At 45.4% G+C, this 16488-nt stretch carries 18 protein-coding genes and 1 other annotated feature; of the genes, 2 read left to right on the top strand and 16 right to left on the bottom strand.

Annotation, left to right across the window (positions count from 1 at the left end; translation table 11 throughout):
• Positions 1 to 137: 137 nt before the first annotated feature.
• The 11 genes from abfA to Q5C82_RS08650 all read right to left on the bottom strand — a co-directional run bounded on the left by abfA (position 138) and on the right by Q5C82_RS08650 (position 13123).
• Positions 138 to 1640: an alpha-L-arabinofuranosidase AbfA gene (gene abfA, locus Q5C82_RS08700; protein WP_003222445.1), complete on the bottom strand. Its 1503-nt coding sequence runs from the start codon at positions 1638 to 1640 to the stop codon at positions 138 to 140.
• Between the two features lie 18 nt (positions 1641 to 1658).
• Complete coding sequence (araQ, locus tag Q5C82_RS08695; RefSeq protein ID WP_003222443.1) at positions 1659 to 2504, bottom strand: arabinose ABC transporter permease AraQ; 846 nt, start codon at positions 2502 to 2504, stop codon at positions 1659 to 1661.
• Complete coding sequence (locus tag Q5C82_RS08690; RefSeq protein WP_003222442.1) at positions 2505 to 3446, bottom strand: carbohydrate ABC transporter permease; 942 nt, start codon at positions 3444 to 3446, stop codon at positions 2505 to 2507.
• 35 nt (positions 3447 to 3481) lie between these two features.
• On the bottom strand, positions 3482 to 4783 hold the full coding sequence (locus tag Q5C82_RS08685; protein ID WP_003222440.1) for an ABC transporter substrate-binding protein: 1302 nt from the start codon (positions 4781 to 4783) through the stop codon (positions 3482 to 3484).
• Positions 4784 to 4813: 30 nt separating this feature from the next.
• Complete coding sequence (egsA, locus tag Q5C82_RS08680; protein ID WP_003222437.1) at positions 4814 to 5998, bottom strand: sn-glycerol-1-phosphate dehydrogenase; 1185 nt, start codon at positions 5996 to 5998, stop codon at positions 4814 to 4816.
• Entirely contained in the window at positions 5995 to 6813 is an 819-nt protein-coding gene (locus Q5C82_RS08675) for an HAD-IIA family hydrolase (protein ID WP_079996632.1), read from the bottom strand. Before Q5C82_RS08675 ends, egsA begins: the two co-directional genes overlap by 4 nt.
• The gene (araD, locus tag Q5C82_RS08670; protein ID WP_003222433.1) at positions 6791 to 7480 is read right to left on the bottom strand and encodes an L-ribulose-5-phosphate 4-epimerase; all 690 of its coding nucleotides are present in this window, start codon (positions 7478 to 7480) and stop codon (positions 6791 to 6793) included. The genes Q5C82_RS08675 and araD overlap by 23 nt, the downstream gene beginning before the upstream one ends.
• A 13-nt stretch (positions 7481 to 7493) precedes the next feature.
• On the bottom strand, positions 7494 to 9179 hold the full coding sequence (gene araB / locus Q5C82_RS08665) for a ribulokinase (RefSeq protein WP_003222431.1): 1686 nt from the start codon (positions 9177 to 9179) through the stop codon (positions 7494 to 7496).
• 15 nt (positions 9180 to 9194) lie between these two features.
• Positions 9195 to 10685, bottom strand: a complete 1491-nt coding sequence (araA, locus tag Q5C82_RS08660) for an L-arabinose isomerase (protein WP_003222429.1) — start codon at positions 10683 to 10685, stop codon at positions 9195 to 9197.
• Between the two features lie 183 nt (positions 10686 to 10868).
• Positions 10869 to 11840 (bottom strand): arabinan endo-1,5-alpha-L-arabinosidase AbnA, encoded by a 972-nt coding sequence (gene abnA, locus Q5C82_RS08655; RefSeq protein ID WP_032727403.1) that lies wholly within the window; start codon positions 11838 to 11840, stop codon positions 10869 to 10871.
• Positions 11841 to 12037: 197 nt separating this feature from the next.
• Positions 12038 to 13123, bottom strand: coding sequence for a M42 family metallopeptidase (locus Q5C82_RS08650; RefSeq protein WP_003222426.1), 1086 nt, complete (start codon positions 13121 to 13123; stop codon positions 12038 to 12040).
• 183 nt (positions 13124 to 13306) lie between these two features.
• Here Q5C82_RS08650 and ysdB point away from each other — a divergent pair, with 183 nt between their 5' ends.
• Complete coding sequence (gene ysdB / locus Q5C82_RS08645; RefSeq protein ID WP_003222423.1) at positions 13307 to 13699, top strand: sigma W pathway protein YsdB; 393 nt, start codon at positions 13307 to 13309, stop codon at positions 13697 to 13699.
• 16 nt (positions 13700 to 13715) lie between these two features.
• On the opposite strand, the gene Q5C82_RS08640 is transcribed toward ysdB, so the two are convergent.
• From Q5C82_RS08640 to Q5C82_RS08620, 5 genes are all read right to left on the bottom strand, one after another.
• Positions 13716 to 13985 (bottom strand): DUF1294 domain-containing protein, encoded by a 270-nt coding sequence (locus Q5C82_RS08640; protein ID WP_003222422.1) that lies wholly within the window; start codon positions 13983 to 13985, stop codon positions 13716 to 13718.
• Between the two features lie 55 nt (positions 13986 to 14040).
• A complete protein-coding gene (gene rplT / locus Q5C82_RS08635) occupies positions 14041 to 14400 on the bottom strand; it encodes a 50S ribosomal protein L20 (RefSeq protein WP_003222420.1) in 360 nt (119 codons plus the stop codon).
• A gap of 31 nt (positions 14401 to 14431) precedes the next feature.
• Complete coding sequence (rpmI, locus tag Q5C82_RS08630; RefSeq protein ID WP_003222418.1) at positions 14432 to 14632, bottom strand: 50S ribosomal protein L35; 201 nt, start codon at positions 14630 to 14632, stop codon at positions 14432 to 14434.
• 12 nt (positions 14633 to 14644) lie between these two features.
• Positions 14645 to 15166, bottom strand: coding sequence for a translation initiation factor IF-3 (infC, locus tag Q5C82_RS08625; protein WP_010886591.1), 522 nt, complete (start codon positions 15164 to 15166; stop codon positions 14645 to 14647).
• Positions 15167 to 15224: 58 nt separating this feature from the next.
• Positions 15225 to 15355, bottom strand: a sequence feature (ribosomal protein L20 leader region).
• Positions 15356 to 15484: 129 nt separating this feature from the next.
• Positions 15485 to 15688, bottom strand: coding sequence for a hypothetical protein (locus Q5C82_RS08620; protein WP_003222411.1), 204 nt, complete (start codon positions 15686 to 15688; stop codon positions 15485 to 15487).
• A gap of 114 nt (positions 15689 to 15802) precedes the next feature.
• Between Q5C82_RS08620 and Q5C82_RS08615 the strand changes: the two genes are divergently transcribed.
• Positions 15803 to 16462, top strand: coding sequence for a hypothetical protein (locus tag Q5C82_RS08615; RefSeq protein WP_003222409.1), 660 nt, complete (start codon positions 15803 to 15805; stop codon positions 16460 to 16462).
• Positions 16463 to 16488: the final 26 nt, after the last annotated feature.

Here is a 16488-nt window from a genome sequence, read left to right as displayed (position 1 = left end):
CGGCTGGTCAATTTTGTTTATTTTTCCCATCACTTATCTATATGGTAACATCCACTACTGAACATTACAAGGTACTGAACCATATCTACTAAGAAAAAAAAGAAAAACCGGAGAGAGCTCTCCGGTTTTGTTTCGCTTTATGACTGTTTTTTCAAGCGGATCACATTCCAGGAAAGCGGCGTGAAATGCGCGGTTAGGCCGTTTTCGCTGACAGACGATGTTCCGTTGGAATGCGGGACGACATTTTTTCTGTTATGCTGGTTTGTCGCTTTAATATCCTGATGCTCGAGTACGATGTGCTCTGCGATTTGATAGGATTCAAAGCCTCTGAGCGAAATCTCCGTCTCCATCTGATCCTCAGCTTTGTTTACCGCAAAAATGGTGAGTGTTTCTTCCTCTTCGGAGTACACAACAGCGGCATCAACATAAGGCACATCAGTAAAATCTGAGCAGTCATACTTCGGAGAAGAAATAAGCGGTTTCAGCGACTCGCCTCTTCCGTAAACAGAAGCATGCATGTATGGATAGAAAATCGGCTGTCTCCACGCTTCTCCACCTTTTTCCGTCATGATCGGCGCGATGACATTTACAAGCTGTGCAAGACACGCGATTTTCACACGGTCTGCGTGCTGAAGCATTGTAATGAGCAGAGAGCCGACCAATAAGGCATCTTCAAAATTATAAATATCCTCTAAAATTGGCCGCGCAGTAATCCACGGTTCTACTTTTTTATCAGCCTCATTTGAGTGGTACCAAACGTTCCATTCATCCAGAGAGAGATTGATTGTTTTCTTGCTGCGTGTTTTTGCTTTTACATAGTCACAGGTTGCAGCGACGGATTTGATAAAATGATCCAGATCCATGGAACGGGCCAAGTAGTTTGGCAGATTGTTATCCCGGTTTCCGTAATACGTATGGAGAGAAATATAGTCGACATGCTCGTACGTATGCTCCAGTACCTTTGCTTCCCAATCGATAAAGGTCGGCATGCCGCTGTTTGAGCTGCCGCAGGCAACAAGTTCAATTGATGGGTCAACCCATTTCATGACCTTTGCCGTCTCCGCGGCAAGCCGTCCGTATTCGTCAGCTGTTTTGTGGCCGATCTGCCACGGGCCATCCATTTCGTTACCCAGGCACCATGTCTTGATGCCGTATGGCTGTTCATAGCCATGTGATCTTCTTAAATCACTCCAGTACGAGCCTTTCGGGTGGTTGCAGTATTCAACGAGATTGCGGGCAGCATCTATGCCTCTAGTACCAAGGTTGACGGCCATGTTGACTTCAGTGTTGACCTTTTTTGCCCAAGATAAAAATTCATTTGTTCCCACTTCATTGGTTTCTGTCGTTTGCCATGCCAAGTCAAGCCGTCTTGGGCGGTTTTCTACAGGACCGACACCGTCCTCCCAGTTGTATCCGGATAAAAAGTTTCCGCCCGGATAGCGGATGATCGGAACCTGCAATTCTTTGATCAGCGACTGGACATCCTTTCTAAACCCGTCTTCATCCGCTTCAGGGTGATCTGGCTCATATATGCCTTCATATACCGCACGCCCCATATGTTCGATAAACGATCCATAAATCCGTTTGTCTACTTCACCGATTTTATATTCTTTGTCTACAATCATTCGCGCTTTTTTCATCACACGTTTCCTCCCTTTTTAACCTTTGACTCCGCCTACTGTCAGGCCGGAGATAAAGTACTTTTGGAAAAACAAGAAAATGATAATCACCGGCAAAATCGCAAATACTGAGCCGGATATGAGCATGTCATAGTTGTTTCCGTAAGGGCTCAGCAAGCTGGACAGCCCAATTGGAAGCGTAAACATTTCTTTCGAACGAAGCACAATCAGCGGCCATAAGAAGTTGTTCCAGCTGTTTAAGGACTGGAGGATAATCATCGCGCCGAAAGCCGGTTTCATCAGCGGTGCCATAATCCTGAAAAAGATGCCGAATTCCGTACAGCCGTCCATTCTTGCAGAGTCCAGCAGATCTCTTGGCAAACCAAGCGCATACTGCCTGAAAAAGAAAACAGCAACAGGCGAAACGATGAACGGCAATATGACACCCGTATACGAATCAATCAAATGCAATCCGACGGTAAGCTTAAACAACGGAAGCATCATCACTTCCAGCGGAACCATCATAATAATCAGCACAAGAACAAAGATGATATTTCTGCCCTTAAAATCATAAACCGCAAGCCCGTACCCGATCATCGAAGAAAAAAACAGAGTGAGCACGGTTGTAAAAAGTCCGAGCACAAGACTGTTAAAAAACCATTTGAAATAAATGCTGCCGCCATTAAACAGAAATGTGTAGTTATCAAAACTCATCACTTTTGGATCAATATCAAGATTCAGCCCCACACGCAAAAGCTCAGATGACGGCTTTAATGATCCTAAAAGCAAACAGAAAATCGGAAAAATATACAATAGGCTCAGCATAATAAAAAACAGGGTTAGTGCGATTCTGTAAACGCTAAACTGAGGACTGTGCCGCAACATTTATCCCTCCCCCTTAAACGAGCCTGACAGCTTTAATGAAATCAGGCTGACAACAAGTATCACAATCAAAAGCACAATGCCGATGGCCGCTCCGTATCCCATTTCGTTGTAGGCAAGCCCCTGCTGATACAAATATCCGACAAGCGTCAGACCGATATTACCCGGGGAATTATTTTGCCAAAGGACGTAGCTTTCCTCAAACATCCTGAATCCGCCGATGATGCTGATGGTCAGCACATATACGGTTACTGGCTTGAGAAACGGCAGCGTAATGTGCCGGAATTTTTTCATCGTATTCGCGCCGTCAATATCGGCGGCTTCGTACAGCTCTTTCGGCACATTTTGCAAACCGGCCAAAAAGTAAAGGATGTTGATTCCCATCCATCTCCACGAAGCAAGCAGCACCATTAAAAACATGCCGGTATGCTCATTGTTCATCCAGTTCTGAGGTGAAAAGCCTAGTTTAAGTAAGATGGAATTGGCCAGCGATGTTTCCATTTCTCCGAAGATCAGCCGAAAAATGATCCCCGCCACAATTGTAGAAGTCAGTGCCGGAATGAATAGCGCTGATTTGAATATATTTCTGAATTTGACCAGCTTTGAATTCAGGAATATGGCCAGAAGCAAAGGAACAGGAATCAGCACAATCAGCGTCCAAAAGGTGTATTCCAGCGTATTCCAAAGGGCTGTATAGAACGTCGGGTTGTTTAGTGCTGTATAATTAGACAATCCGACAAACGACACCTCTCCCGGCAAAATTCTTTGAAAGCTCATGATGAAGACACTAATGATGGGGTATAGAAAGAATACGAGAAAGGATAAAACGAATGGCGCAGTAAACAGATAGGGCGCCGCTTTTTTCGAATAAAATAAATCTCGCCAGCCTGATTGTTTCTCAGCTGAAGGAACGGGATGAACCGTTCCCGTTTTCACAGGTTTCATGAGAACCTCCCCGCTTTCACTTTTTGAATGGGATTCTATTTCTGTTTCAGTTCACCTGCCGCTCTGTCCAAGGCTTGTTTAGGCGTTTTTTGCTGAGATTTAAGTGCGTCGAACAATACACTTCTGTTGACAAGGTCTGAAGCCTTGGCAAAATCCTCATGTAAATATATCGGATTGATTTCATCCTTGATATCGAGCAGCATAGAAAAAATACCTGTTCCGTTTTGGAAGTATTCCGTGTATTTGTTTTTCTCTTTCAATTCGTTGGAGCTCCAGACATCCCAGCGAAGCGGGTCAAACCCGAGTACGCTCCAAAGCTTTTTGTTCCCTTCTTTAGAACCCTTCGCAAAGGCCAAAAACTCTTTTGCTAACTCAACATGCTTGGATTGCTTCGGTACAACAGTTGCCGTACCGCCCAAACCTGCCGAACGGTCGCCTCCTTCTTTCCATGCCGGGAGCGGCCGGATGGCAATCTTCCCTTTCAGGTCAGGCATATAATCTATGAATCTTCCCATATACCAAATCGGCATCAGAACCGACGCTGCTCCGCCTTGGTTCATAAAGCCGTAATATTCTTCACTATGATGCCCGCCGCCTGGTGCGGCAATCATCGTTTTATCATTAATCATGTCCTTTAAATATTGAAGTGTTTTTACATTGGTGTCATTATTGAGGATCAGCTTGCCATTTTTATCAAAATAGCCTGAGTTTTGCTGTGAAATCATGGATAAGAACGTTCCGGAATCATTTGTTTCCACCGTTCCCATCGGCTTTCCGGTTACTTTGCGCACTTTCTGCCCGGCTTTATGGTAATCATCCCATGTTTTAATATCATCAGGATCGACGCCGGCTTTTTTCATCACATCCATGTTATAAAACATCACTGTCGTCCCTACATGCGTATCCAGCCCGTAAAGCTTGCCGTTTTTGCTGTACAGGGTAAGCCGTGCCTCAACGAATTTATCTCGGTCCTTTTCAATCAGCGGAGTCAAGTCGGCAAGCGGGATATCAGAGCCCTTCAAAAAGTTTGAAAAACGAGCCAATTCGACATCGGCAATATCAGGGACGCCTTCTCCCGCGATTAAGGAGATAGACAAATTATCGTGCATTTGCCCATATGGATAAACGACCGTATTCAGTTTAATTTTGCGGTCAGGATATTTTTTGTTCCATTCCTTCACCATTTCCACATAAAACTGCTCATGAAGTCCGTTAAATGTCCAAAAGGTCAGTTCGGTTTCACCCGATTTTCCGGATGATCTTTCTGCTGAACACCCAGCAATGCATAATGTCAGCAGCATCATGAGCACAAGAAAACAGGCAGTCATTTTTTTCATTTGCGTTACCCCTTCCATTCAAGGTGCGGGCTATTCATATAGACCATGATTGATCAGCGTTTTGTTTTCATTGATGATTCTTAATCCGGTGCAGCGGTCTCTTAAGGTGTGCGCGTGTCTGAAGGCATTCTTGACGGAATCCTGTCCGACACCGATTTCGTCAAAAAACGCAGGGCCTCCGGCTGATCTCAGCCAATTGGCCAATACTTCTCCTTCTGGGAGCGTTTCATAAGCCGATTGAATGGCTTGCCGCTGGCGCGGAGAAAATTCGTTCAGCCCGTCATCCTGGGCGAGCTTTCTGTATGTGTCAGTTAATAACACAGCGGCACAGCCCACCTTTGCCCCATGGAGAATCTGAGGCCGGTTTTTCTCCATTAATTCCATCTCAATCCAATGGGAAATATGATGCTCTCCCCCTGATGCCGGGCGGGAATGATCTAAAGCCAGCATGACAAGCCCCGACACAATTAAAGATTCCATTAAAACCTGTATGCCTGTTTCCGTTTTCATCGCAATGTCTTCTGTGTGTTCGATACAGGCATCAAGTGCCTCCTGAACGATCTTAGCCCCTGCTGGCGAATAAGGCTCGCCGGCAAGATGGCGGGATATCTCCCAATCAGCTAAAGACGTGATTTTACCGAGCATGTCGCCAAATCCAGCCGCCACCATTAACTGGGGTGCTGCTTTTAATAGATCCAGATCAGCGAACAGCGCGGACGGCGCCTTCGTTTGGATGGTTGTCTTCGTACCGTATAAAATAAGCGGTGCCCCGGCTGATGTAAATCCGTCTACAGATGGAGCAGTCGGATAAGAAATAAACGGCAAATCCCTCTGAAACGCTGAGAAGCGCACAATATCATGAATCGTGCCCGAACCGACTGCGATCATGACATCCGTTGTTTTTTTCATATGGATCAGTACATGAATGAGAGACCGTTCATCAGCCGTCACATCCCCGGCTTCATTTTCCGGAATGATTAGGCACTCGGCCTGGAATCCTTCTTGATTCAAACGGTCTTCCAAATCAATTCCTGCAATGCGATGTGTATTCGAGTCACAGACTAGGACGACCTGTTTGTGTTTTTTTCTTTTTACATACTCTAAAAGCGAATCAGCTGCTTGTTTTTCGAGAGCAATTTCTTCCATTTCGATAGGAAACGTCTTTTCTCCGGCTTGTTCAAAAGCACGCTGAACGTCAGCTGCGATACGATTCATAACAGAATCCCCTCCTCAGCTAATTTGGTTACATCCTTAATAGACTCCAGCACATAATCCGGTGTGTACACACGCTTTTCACCCGGTTTCGCAGAACCAGTAAGCACTAAGGCGCTTTTCATGCCATAAAGCTTCCCCATCGCAATGTCTGATTCAATGCTGTCTCCGATAATCATGCATTCATGTGCGGACAGCCCCATTGCTGTACATGCAGCCTCCGCCATCAGCCATGACGGCTTTCCGACAACAAACTCCGTTTTCGCTTGAGCGGAAGCCTCTATCGCCCCAATCATTCCGGCCACATCGATGGCATTGCCGTCTTCATTTGGAAAAGAGCGGTCTTTGTTCGTAGCAATGATACGAGCTCCGCCTGCGGCCGCTTGAAAGGCTTGATTTAAATCTTTGTACGTGAGCGTTTCATGAAGGGAGATCACGAGCCAATCCGCTTCCTTCGGTTCGTTCGCGTGCTGCACGCCGGCCAGCCTCAGCTCGTCAACCAAGCCTTGTTCTCCAAGCACCCACACCTTTGCAAAACGATAATGGTTTTTCAGAAAAGCTGCTGTGACACTTGAAGACAGAACAATATCGCTTACATCCGCCTCTATCCCCGCGCCGAGAAGTTTTTTTCTGCACATGGCACGGGAGATATTCCCCCGATTGCTCAAAAAGACGATTTTCTTCCCCATTTCTCGGAGTGTATTGATCGCTTCCCTTGCCCCTTCAATCAATTCATTTCCTCTGAATACAGTACCGTCCAAGTCAATCAGAATGCCGGCCGGTGACACAGCGGAATCATGACTGGCCATAATACGCATTTGCTCCGTGTTTTCGATAAAAATGCTTTTCATGAAGGACTGTATTAATTGGATTTACATCCTTGTTCAACATAATGGAGTGATAGGCCATTTCCGCAACCGTTTCTAATACAACGGCGTTATGAATGGCATTTAAGGCGTCCGTGCCCCAGCAGAACGGGCCGTGATTATTCACAAGCACACCCGGAACCTGTTCGTAGTTATGATGCTGAAAAGTTTCCGCTATGACTTTCCCTGTATTCAGTTCGTAGTCATGAATGATTTCTTCATCGTACATTTCTCTTGTACACGGAATCGCACTGTCAAAGTAATCAGCATGGGTCGTGCCTAAAGGCGGTATGTCTCTGCCCGATTGCGCCCAGCTTGTCGCCCATTGGGAATGGGTATGGACAATTCCCCCGATGTTCGGAAAGGCTTTGTACAAATAAACATGAGTAGGTGTATCTGATGAAGGCTTGAGCGAGCCTTCGACGACCTCTCCTTCAAGATTCAAAACAACCAAGTCATCAGCTGTCAGGTCGCTGTATTCGACTCCGCTTGGTTTGATGACAATTCTTTCTTTTTCACGGTCAATACCGCTGACATTTCCCCACGTAAAGGTTACCAGCTGATGCTCTTGAAGCTTCAGGTTGGCAGCCAGCACTTCTTTTTTTAATGTTTCAAGCATGCTCCATCACCCTTTATGAATTCTTTTTGACGGCAGATGAAAATTGAAAATTTTTAATTGTTTTCAGACGTTTCATGACATGGTTTTCTTTACCAAAATAGTGAACCAGCTCTTTATATTCAGCGTACAATTTTTCATACACCGCGGCGTTTTCGGCGTTCGGCGTATAAGATATATCTTTCAGTTTTCCCATGTGCGCCGCCGCCTCTTTGATGTCGTCGTATCCGCCGTTTTCTTTACCGGCGGCAAGCGCGCCGAAAATGGCAGATCCTAAGGCAGGGGCTTGCGGGGAACCAGAGATTTTAATGTCCATGTTTGTCACATCAGCATAAATCTGCATGACAAACGGGTTTTTCTCTGCAATTCCACCGGCTGCGTACAGCTCCTCAATCGGAACCCCGCTTTCTTTGAACGTTTCGATAATCATCCGGGTTCCGTAAGCTGTCGCTTCAACTAATGCTCTATAAATCTCTTCAGGCTTCGTCAGCAGCGTCATGCCAAGCAGCATCCCAGTTAAATCAGCATCAACAAGGGTTGAACGGTTTCCATTCCACCAATCTAAAGCAAGCAGGCCGCTTTCACCCGGCGCTTGAAGATTTGCCTTCTCACTCAGCAGCTCATGAACGCCAATGTTTTTTTCCTCTGCTTCCTCTCGATACGCTTGCGGGACACATGTTTTAACAAACCAGTCAAAATGATCGCCGACACAGGACTGCCCGGCTTCATATCCCGCGTAGCCCGGGAGAATTCCGTTGTCCACGACTCCGCACATACCCGGCACGATTTGTACCTCATCGCCCAGAAGAACATGGCACGTTGAAGTTCCCATAATCATCAGCATTTTTCCTGGCTCTGTGATGCCGACCGCTGGCACGGAAACATGAGCATCAACATTGGCAACCGCAACAGCCGTACCCGGAAGAAGGCCTGTAAGCTGTGCCATTTTTTCAGTCAGTCCGCCGGCTTTTTCCCCTACTGAATGAATAGAACCCGCTAATTTGTCATTTGTAATCGTTTTCATTAAAGGATTTAATTTGCCAAAGAAATCTTCTGACGGATATCCCGCTTTTTCACTCCAAATTGCTTTATACCCTGCAGTACAGTTGCTTCGCTTAAGCGAGCCGCACAGCTGGTACACGATCCAGTCTGCAGCCTCGATAATCCGGTCAGCCGCTTCATAAATGTGAGGCGCTTCTTCGGCAATCTGCATGACCTTCGGAATCATCCATTCTGATGAAATTTTTCCACCGTACCGCTGTAAAAAAGCTTCTCCTTCTTCTTCCGCGATTTGATTGAGCCGATCAGCATGCTTTTGGGCCGCATGATGCTTCCAGAGCTTCACATAGCTGTGCGGCTCCTCTTCATATTCCGGCAGCATGCATAACGGCTGCCCTGTACTGTCAACTGGCAGGATCGTACATGCCGTAAAATCAATACCGATCCCGATAATGTCTTTCGGTTCAACGTCCGTCTGTTCGAGTAAAGACGGAATGGTTGTTTCCAAGACTTCAAGGTAATCAGCCGGATCCTGCAGCGCCCAGTCCCGCGGCAGCTTATGACCCGTTTTTGGAAGCACGGTATCAATGACCGCATGCCTGTATTCTTTCACAGCAGACGCCAGTTCCTCCCCTGTTTCGACATGAACGAGCACCGCTCTTCCTGATAAAGTTCCAAAATCAACCCCTATTGTGTAAGCCAAGTGACATCCCCCTCTCTACTTTTGAAGCCGGTAAAGCGCCTCGTTCCATTTTAATTCGTGTTTCAGCTTGTGAATTGTCGTATCACGGGAAATGAGAACACTTTCGATGCCCGCCATTTCCGCCCAATCGAGCATTTGCTCCACTGTCAGTTCATAAGACAAGCAGGTGTGGTGTGCGCCGCCGGCTAAAATCCATGCCTCCGCCGCTGTTTTCAATGACGGCTCCGGCTTCCAGAGAACACGGGCCACCGGCAGATTCGGCATGTCTTTTTCAATTTCCTGTCCGTTGACTTCATTCAAAACAAGACGGAAACGCCCACCAATATCAACAAGGCTTGCTTGAATGGCTGAACCGCTGATGCCATTAAATACAAAACGTGCAGGGTCCTCTTTTCCGCCGATAGAAAGCGGATGAACCTCAATTTTCGGCTGATCCAAAGCGACAGTCGGACACACTTCAAGCATGTGCGAGCCCAGAATCATTTCATTTCCCGGTTCAAAATGATACGTATAATCTTCCATGAAGGACGTTCTTTTTCCTTGAGCCATGATTTTCATCATCCGTACAAGAGCCGCTGTCTTCCAATCTCCTTCACCTGCGAACCCGTAGCCTTTCTCCATCAAGCGCTGAACGGCAAGTCCCGGCAGCTGTTTCATTCCGTGCAGCACTTCAAACGATGTCGTAAAAGCTGAGTATCCGCCTTGTTCAAGAAAAGCGGTTAAGCCAAGTTCAATTTTCGCCTGTTCTTTAATCGACGCTACCTTTGCTTCGTCGCGTTTTGTTTCCTCGCTGATGGCATAAAGCCTGTCATACTCCGCATAAAGCGTGTCAACCTCGTCGTCCGTAATTCGGTTCATCACTTCAACAAGGTCTCCGATGCCATATCCGTCAACTTGCCAGCCAAATTGAATATGCGCCCCTACCTTGTCTCCGTCTGTTACCGCGACGTGACGCATGTTATCTCCGAATCTGGCTACCTTAATGTGTCTGCTTTCATTTAATGCAGCCGCCGTATCCATCCACTGGGATATTTCTTTCTTCACTTCTTCATCATCCCAATAGCCGGCAACGATTTTTCGGCTCAGCCCCATTCTCGAGTTGATGTAACCATACTCACGATCGCCGTGTGCGGATTGGTTGCTGTTCATAAAATCCATGTCAATCGTACCCCACGGAATATCGCGATTATATTGAGTATGCAGATGCATAAGCGGTTTTTGATAAGAAGAAAGGCCTTCTATCCACATTTTTGCGGGAGAAAATGTGTGCATCCAGGTAATGATGCCGGCGCATGTCTCACTGTACTCCGCTTCTCTTAAGAGCTGTCTGATGGTTTCGGATGAAGTGACGACGGGCTTATGCGTAATTTTATATCTGGAAGAAACCCCGCTGAGCCCCTCACAAATGCTTTTCGCATGCTGATCCACCAGTTCCAGCGTCTCTTCCCCGTATAGGTGCTGGCTTCCTGTTACAAACCAGAATTCATAATCCTTTGTCTGAAGCATGTAAACTGCCCCTTTCCCTATAAAATAAAACGCTTTCAAACATAACAAAAGATACGTACTAATGACAATAAATTAATTGATATCTATTAATTTGTACGAACAACTTTATTATAGTAATTGACTATTAGACTGTCAATCTTTTCTTTTAAAAAAAGCCGGGGACAGATCTCCCGGCTTTTTCGTTTAATAGGACGGCCAGCCCGAACTCCAATTCAAATCATTGATGAGAAGCTTCGGAGTGCCGTTGTCATTGGCGTCATAGGCATGACGAACAAGAATGTTTCCGTTTACAATATCCTGACCGCCAGGGCCTTTCCATTGGTCGTTGCCGGAATCCAAAATGGTGCCCCCGCCATCAAGCATGCTTTTCCCGCTTTTATCAAGATAAGGCCCTGTAATGCTTTTAGATCTTCCATAAGCAATTTTGTACGTACTGTTTACCCCGTTACAACATTTATCAAATGAAACCATTAAATAGTAATAGCCATTTTGATACGTAAGAGTAGGAGCTTCCAGCGCCCCGTTATTATTCGGCCTGGCTGCAATCGAATAGAGCGAGCCTGTAGGCTTCATCGTACTTTTATCAAGCTTTGTCAGCTTAATTCCGCTCCAAAACGAGCCGAATGCAAGCCACGGGTTGCCATCCTTGTCAAATGTCAACTCCGGATCAATCGCGTTATAATTATTGGAGCTTGTCGAACGGATGACCAAGCCTTCGTCTTTCCAGTTCCCCGAACTGATGCTCGTTGAGGATGCCAGTCCGATGGCAGATGTATTGTTTCCAAAAGAGGAAACTGAATAATACAGCCAGTACTTTCCGTTATAGTATTGGATATCCGGCGCCCACTGGTTTTTCTCGTAATTCGGCACATAATTGGACCACCACGATAGCGGTGTGCTGAAAATAGATTTTTGGACGGTCCAGTTTTTAGCATCCGAAGACTTCAAAACCCGCAGTCCCCGTTCTTCATTAAGCCCTGTTCCTAACGCATACCATGAGCTCCCCTCTTTGATCATAGTCGGGTCGTGAAGCAGCTCGTTAGATGCACCCCAAAATGCGGCCTCTGCGGGAGCAGCAGAAGTGAATATCAAACCTGCAGCCAGAGCGGCACTAGATAAGTGAAAGAAACGTTTCCATGTTTTTTTATTTTTCAACATTTTCCAACCTCCTTTAAATTAGAAAGCGCTTACAAATAATATTGTTTGATCCTCCCTTCCTTACAAATGAGCTGCGTATCGTATATCATCTAGTTCAGGAAATTTTCGGTATCTTCTTTATTGTAGTCACTCTGCCACAATTTGTACAGACAAAAAAACAGAACCCGCCTCAACAGGCGGATTCCTCCGTATCTTTATTGGTACGTAATCTCATCAACCGTTTGCCGGTCTAACTTCTTAATGACTTCTGTAATTAATTTTACAGCGTTTTCATAATCGTCACGGTGCAGCATGGCCGCGTGAGTATGAATGTAGCGGGTTGCAATGGTAATGGAGAGCGCAGGAACGCCATTTGCCGTCAAATGGATAGCTCCCGAATCTGTTCCGCCGCCGGCAATGGCATCAAACTGGTACGGAATGCCTGCTTCCTCTGCGGTGGAGACAACTACATCGCGCAAGCCTTTGTGAGAGACCATGGATGCATCGTAAACGATAATCTGCGGGCCTTTGCCCATTTTGCTTTGCGCTTCCTTCTCGGAAATGCCAGGCGTGTCTCCTGCTATTCCTACATCAACACCAAACGCAAGATCAGGCTGAATGGTATGCGCAGCCGTTTTCGCTCCCCTCAGGCCAACTTCCTCCTGCACGGTTCCGACGCCATACACAATGTTTGGATGATCTGTATTTTGTAAGTTTCTTAACACATCAATTGCAATCGCACAGCCGATACGGTTGTCCCAGGCCTTCGCCAGTAAGAATTTTTCATTGTTCATGACCGTAAATTCAAAATGAGGTACGATCATATCTCCCGGGATTACACCCCATTCCAAGGCTTCTTCTCGGCTTGAAGCTCCAATATCAATAAACATGTCTTTTATTTCCACTGATTTTTTTCTCGCTTCAGGAGATAAAATATGCGGCGGCTTGGAGCCGATTACCCCTGTAATTTCGCCTTTTTTTGTCACGATGGTGACACGCTGGGCCAGCATAACCTGAGCCCACCAGCCGCCAACGGTTTGAAAACGGATAAAGCCTTTATCGGTGATTTGTGTCACCATAAAGCCGACTTCGTCCAAATGCCCGGCGATCATAATTTTCGGGCCGTTTTGCGCACCTGTTTTTTTGGCAATTAAACTGCCCAGCCGATCTGTTGTCACCTCATCAGCAAATGGTTCTATGTATGATTTCATCACTTGCCTTACTTCTCTCTCATTGCCCGGTATGCCTTTTGCATCTGTTAAATCTTTCAGCATGGTCAATGTTTCATCTAATTTTGCCATGTTTCAAAACCTCCTTCATCAGTCCTGCCTTCTTATTATACAAAACCTGGCGCTAACCATACGACTATTTCACTTGAAAATCGGGTATATGTTTTTAGAACTTTCTTTTTAAAAAAGTGAAACCTTTTTCTATGCTCTTCGTATTACATCAGATCATCACAATAAGGGAGGTGCCTTCACACAATGTTTGTCATGGTTTTAAGGATTATATTGCTTGCACTTTTTGCTTATTGTATTTATGCTGCAGTCAAATATGTCGCGAATCCAAAGAGAAGGCTTAAGCTGGCCCAATCAAAAGAACATTTTTATATTATTGATGAACAGAACAATACCCGAAAGAACTTTCAGCTGACGTATAAAGGCGTGCTTTTTGAAGGAGAAAAGCATATTCCTTCCAAGGATCATCCGCTGTTTATCCACACCATCTTTGTCTGGACAGAATCTCCTGAGAAGCTGAAACATTTCTCTGCAAAAGATTTTGAGAACATTGAAGAAAAAGTGCTGGAACGCTATCCGAATTGTAAAATTGACTGGGACCAGCCCATTAAACTCGCAAAAAAAGCAGAAGAGCGCTAAAACGCTTTTCTGCTTTTTATAAATCAAACGGGCTGTAATAAATGCCGATCAAGATCGCTTCAATTACCAGAAGAAGCGGCACTCCGTACTTAAAAGACGTGTGTTTCGTTTTATGTCTGAAGGTTTGCATGCCAAGCCAGACACCGAGCGCTCCAAACACGATCGCTATCAGCCACAGCCGTTCTTCAGAAATTCTCCATTTGTGCTGCTGCGCTTTTCGTTTGTCAACGCCCATCACCCAAAAACCGCATAGATTAATCAGCACCAAATAGACAGCAATAACCATGTTGCCTCATCCTTTATATAAAAAAGCCGCTCTGCTGGAGAGCGGCTCTATATGATTACTTGTTTAATTGAGCTTTAGCAGCATCAGCAAGCTGATTGAATGCAGTAAGATCGTTTACAGCAAGATCAGCAAGCATTTTACGGTTTACTTCGATACCAGAAAGCTTAAGACCGTGCATTAAACGGCTGTAAGAAAGACCGTTCATACGAGCAGCTGCGTTGATACGAGTGATCCAAAGCTTACGGAAATCACGTTTTTTCTGACGACGGTCACGGAAAGCATAGTTTCCAGATTTCATGACCTGCTGGTTAGCTACTTTGTATAATGTATGTTTTGAACCGAAATAACCTTTTGCTAATTTAAGAACCTTTTTACGACGCTTACGTGTAACAGTTCCGCCTTTTACTCTTGGCATTAAATTTCCCTCCTAATTGTTCCTTGTCCGATTACTTGATGTTAGCAAGCATTTGTTTGATACGTTTGAAGTCTCCTGCGCTTACAACAGCACTCTTGCGAAGCTTACGCTTTTGCTTTTGAGATTTGTTGGCGAATAAGTGACTTGTGTATGCATGAGAACGTTTTAACTTCCCAGAACCTGTCTTTTTAAAACGTTTAGCAGATCCGCGGTGAGTTTTCATTTTTGGCATGGGATTTCCTCCTTATTGCTTTTCGTTTTTCGGCGCGAGCATTAAGAACATGCTGCGGCCGTCCATTTTTGGTTTTGTTTCGACAGTCGCAACCTCAGCACATGCTTCAGAAAAACGGTCTAACACACGCTGACCGATTTCTTTATGAGTGATTGCGCGTCCTTTAAAGCGGATAGAAGCTTTCACTTTATCGCCTTTTTCAAGGAATTTAATCGCATTGCGCAATTTCGTGTTAAAGTCATGCTCATCGATTGTCGGACTTAACCGAACTTCTTTTAAGTTAATGATTTTTTGATTCTTGCGTGCTTCTTTTTCCTTTTTCTGTTGCTCAAATCGGAACTTACCGTAGTCCATGATTCGGCAGACAGGCGGTTTTGCATTCGCTGCAACTAACACAAGGTCAAGATTTGCGCGGCCGGCGATTTCAAGTGCTTCCTGACGGGACTTGATTCCAAGCTGGTCGCCATTTTGTCCGATTAAACGGACCTCACGTGCACGGATACCCTCATTAACCAATTGATCTTTGCTAATAATGAGCCACCTCCATAGTTTCTTCGAATTGATTCACAACTCATTTTGACTGCATTCTGCAGGCAAACAAAAAGTGTGGGCATTATAAAACACCCACACTACGAACATCTGTATCAATAAAAATGTACGGTCAACCTGCCAACTACATGCATGTGTCAATCAGGTGAGAAGCGGGTGCTTCTGCTTGTGATTTATATTCAATTCAATAACTATTCTACACAATACCGGATCTTTAGTCAAGGACGACTTATCCGGAACAACTTTTACATTGTAACACGGGTTTACTAGGAGCGCAAGAGAGAAAAAGAAAATCTTTCATCCTCATCCTGGATGCACGCTTAGCCACGCATCAAGTGTTCTGTTGAATAACATCGGTTTCAGCCTTCGGTGCTCCATGACCGATCCCCGGAAATGCCGAAAATAGCTGATTTGCTGTTCCCACAACCAGCCGCTGACACCTCCGACATGAATAAAGACCACGAGCCAAGGATGGTGTACATCTGATTCTGTTATATAAAGAACCAATAGTCTCCCCCATCCTTATCCTTATTTCGCAGTTTACCATAAAACCACCGACAGGAAAAAATGTAAAACAAAGTTAATCATAACCGATATATGAAGCAGAAGGGAGTCTGACACATGAACAAACTGATACAACTTGCTTTATTTTTCACATTGATAGTAACCGGTTGCTCGAATAGCAGCAGCACATCTTCCGAACCAAAAGCTGAAACTGTTCAGACAGCCGTAGCATTTAACCAAAAGGAATTGGAGAAAGAGCTAAAAAAACTAAAACCCGTTTCATTGGAAATGAAGTTTGAAAGTCCGCTCGCTGCTGAATTAGGAAAGCTGAAAGCAAAAGAAGAAGCAGAGAAACAAAGACAAATCGAGGCCGCGAAAAAACGTGAAAAAGAGCGAGAGGCGAAACAGCAGGAGGAAGAAGCTGAAAGACAGCGATTGGCAGAGCGGCAGGCGACAGCAGAGAGGCAGCGATTAGCGGAAGCTAAAAGACAAGCTGAGCTTGAAAGACAGCGACAGGCAGCAGTCCAAAAAGAGCAGGAAGCGAATGCTGAGAAAAAGCGGCAATCGCAGACACAACGGCAGCAGACCGAGGTACCCTCATCTAATAGCCAAAATGCACCATCTTCCTCGAAACAGACAGATGATACCATTCAACAGCCGGCTTCAGAGCTTCCTGATGACGATGGCTATGGTTATGAAGAACGAAAAAAGTGGCATGACGATCAAGTGGAATGGGGCATTAAACAAGGATATATCGATCCCGAAGACGCACCATAGAATAGAAAAAGCCAAGGCTTTCAGCC

The sequence above is a fragment of the uncultured Bacillus sp. genome, assembly GCF_958411575.1.
GTDB classification, from domain to species: Bacteria; Bacillota; Bacilli; order Bacillales; family Bacillaceae; genus Bacillus; species Bacillus spizizenii.
Note: the sequence above shows the minus strand (reverse complement) of the source record. Positions and strands in the feature narration are given on the sequence as shown.

What these genes read in the sequence shown, in the direction of transcription:
- abfA (WP_003222445.1), bottom strand. Translation starts at nt 1,640, where the DNA reads ATGAAAAAAGCGCGAATGATTGTAGACAAAGAATATAAAATCGGTGAA.
- araQ (WP_003222443.1), bottom strand. Translation starts at nt 2,504, where the DNA reads ATGTTGCGGCACAGTCCTCAGTTTAGCGTTTACAGAATCGCACTAACC.
- Q5C82_RS08690 (WP_003222442.1), bottom strand. Translation starts at nt 3,446, where the DNA reads ATGAAACCTGTGAAAACGGGAACGGTTCATCCCGTTCCTTCAGCTGAG.
- Q5C82_RS08685 (WP_003222440.1), bottom strand. Translation starts at nt 4,783, where the DNA reads ATGAAAAAAATGACTGCCTGTTTTCTTGTGCTCATGATGCTGCTGACA.
- egsA (WP_003222437.1), bottom strand. Translation starts at nt 5,998, where the DNA reads ATGAATCGTATCGCAGCTGACGTTCAGCGTGCTTTTGAACAAGCCGGA.
- Q5C82_RS08675 (WP_079996632.1), bottom strand. Translation starts at nt 6,813, where the DNA reads ATGCGTATTATGGCCAGTCATGATTCCGCTGTGTCACCGGCCGGCATT.
- araD (WP_003222433.1), bottom strand. Translation starts at nt 7,480, where the DNA reads ATGCTTGAAACATTAAAAAAAGAAGTGCTGGCTGCCAACCTGAAGCTT.
- araA (WP_003222429.1), bottom strand. Translation starts at nt 10,685, where the DNA reads ATGCTTCAGACAAAGGATTATGAATTCTGGTTTGTAACAGGAAGCCAG.
- Q5C82_RS08650 (WP_003222426.1), bottom strand. Translation starts at nt 13,123, where the DNA reads ATGGCAAAATTAGATGAAACATTGACCATGCTGAAAGATTTAACAGAT.
- ysdB (WP_003222423.1), top strand. Translation starts at nt 13,307, where the DNA reads ATGTTTGTCATGGTTTTAAGGATTATATTGCTTGCACTTTTTGCTTAT.
- Q5C82_RS08640 (WP_003222422.1), bottom strand. Translation starts at nt 13,985, where the DNA reads ATGGTTATTGCTGTCTATTTGGTGCTGATTAATCTATGCGGTTTTTGG.
- rplT (WP_003222420.1), bottom strand. Translation starts at nt 14,400, where the DNA reads ATGCCAAGAGTAAAAGGCGGAACTGTTACACGTAAGCGTCGTAAAAAG.
- rpmI (WP_003222418.1), bottom strand. Translation starts at nt 14,632, where the DNA reads ATGCCAAAAATGAAAACTCACCGCGGATCTGCTAAACGTTTTAAAAAG.
- Q5C82_RS08615 (WP_003222409.1), top strand. Translation starts at nt 15,803, where the DNA reads ATGAACAAACTGATACAACTTGCTTTATTTTTCACATTGATAGTAACC.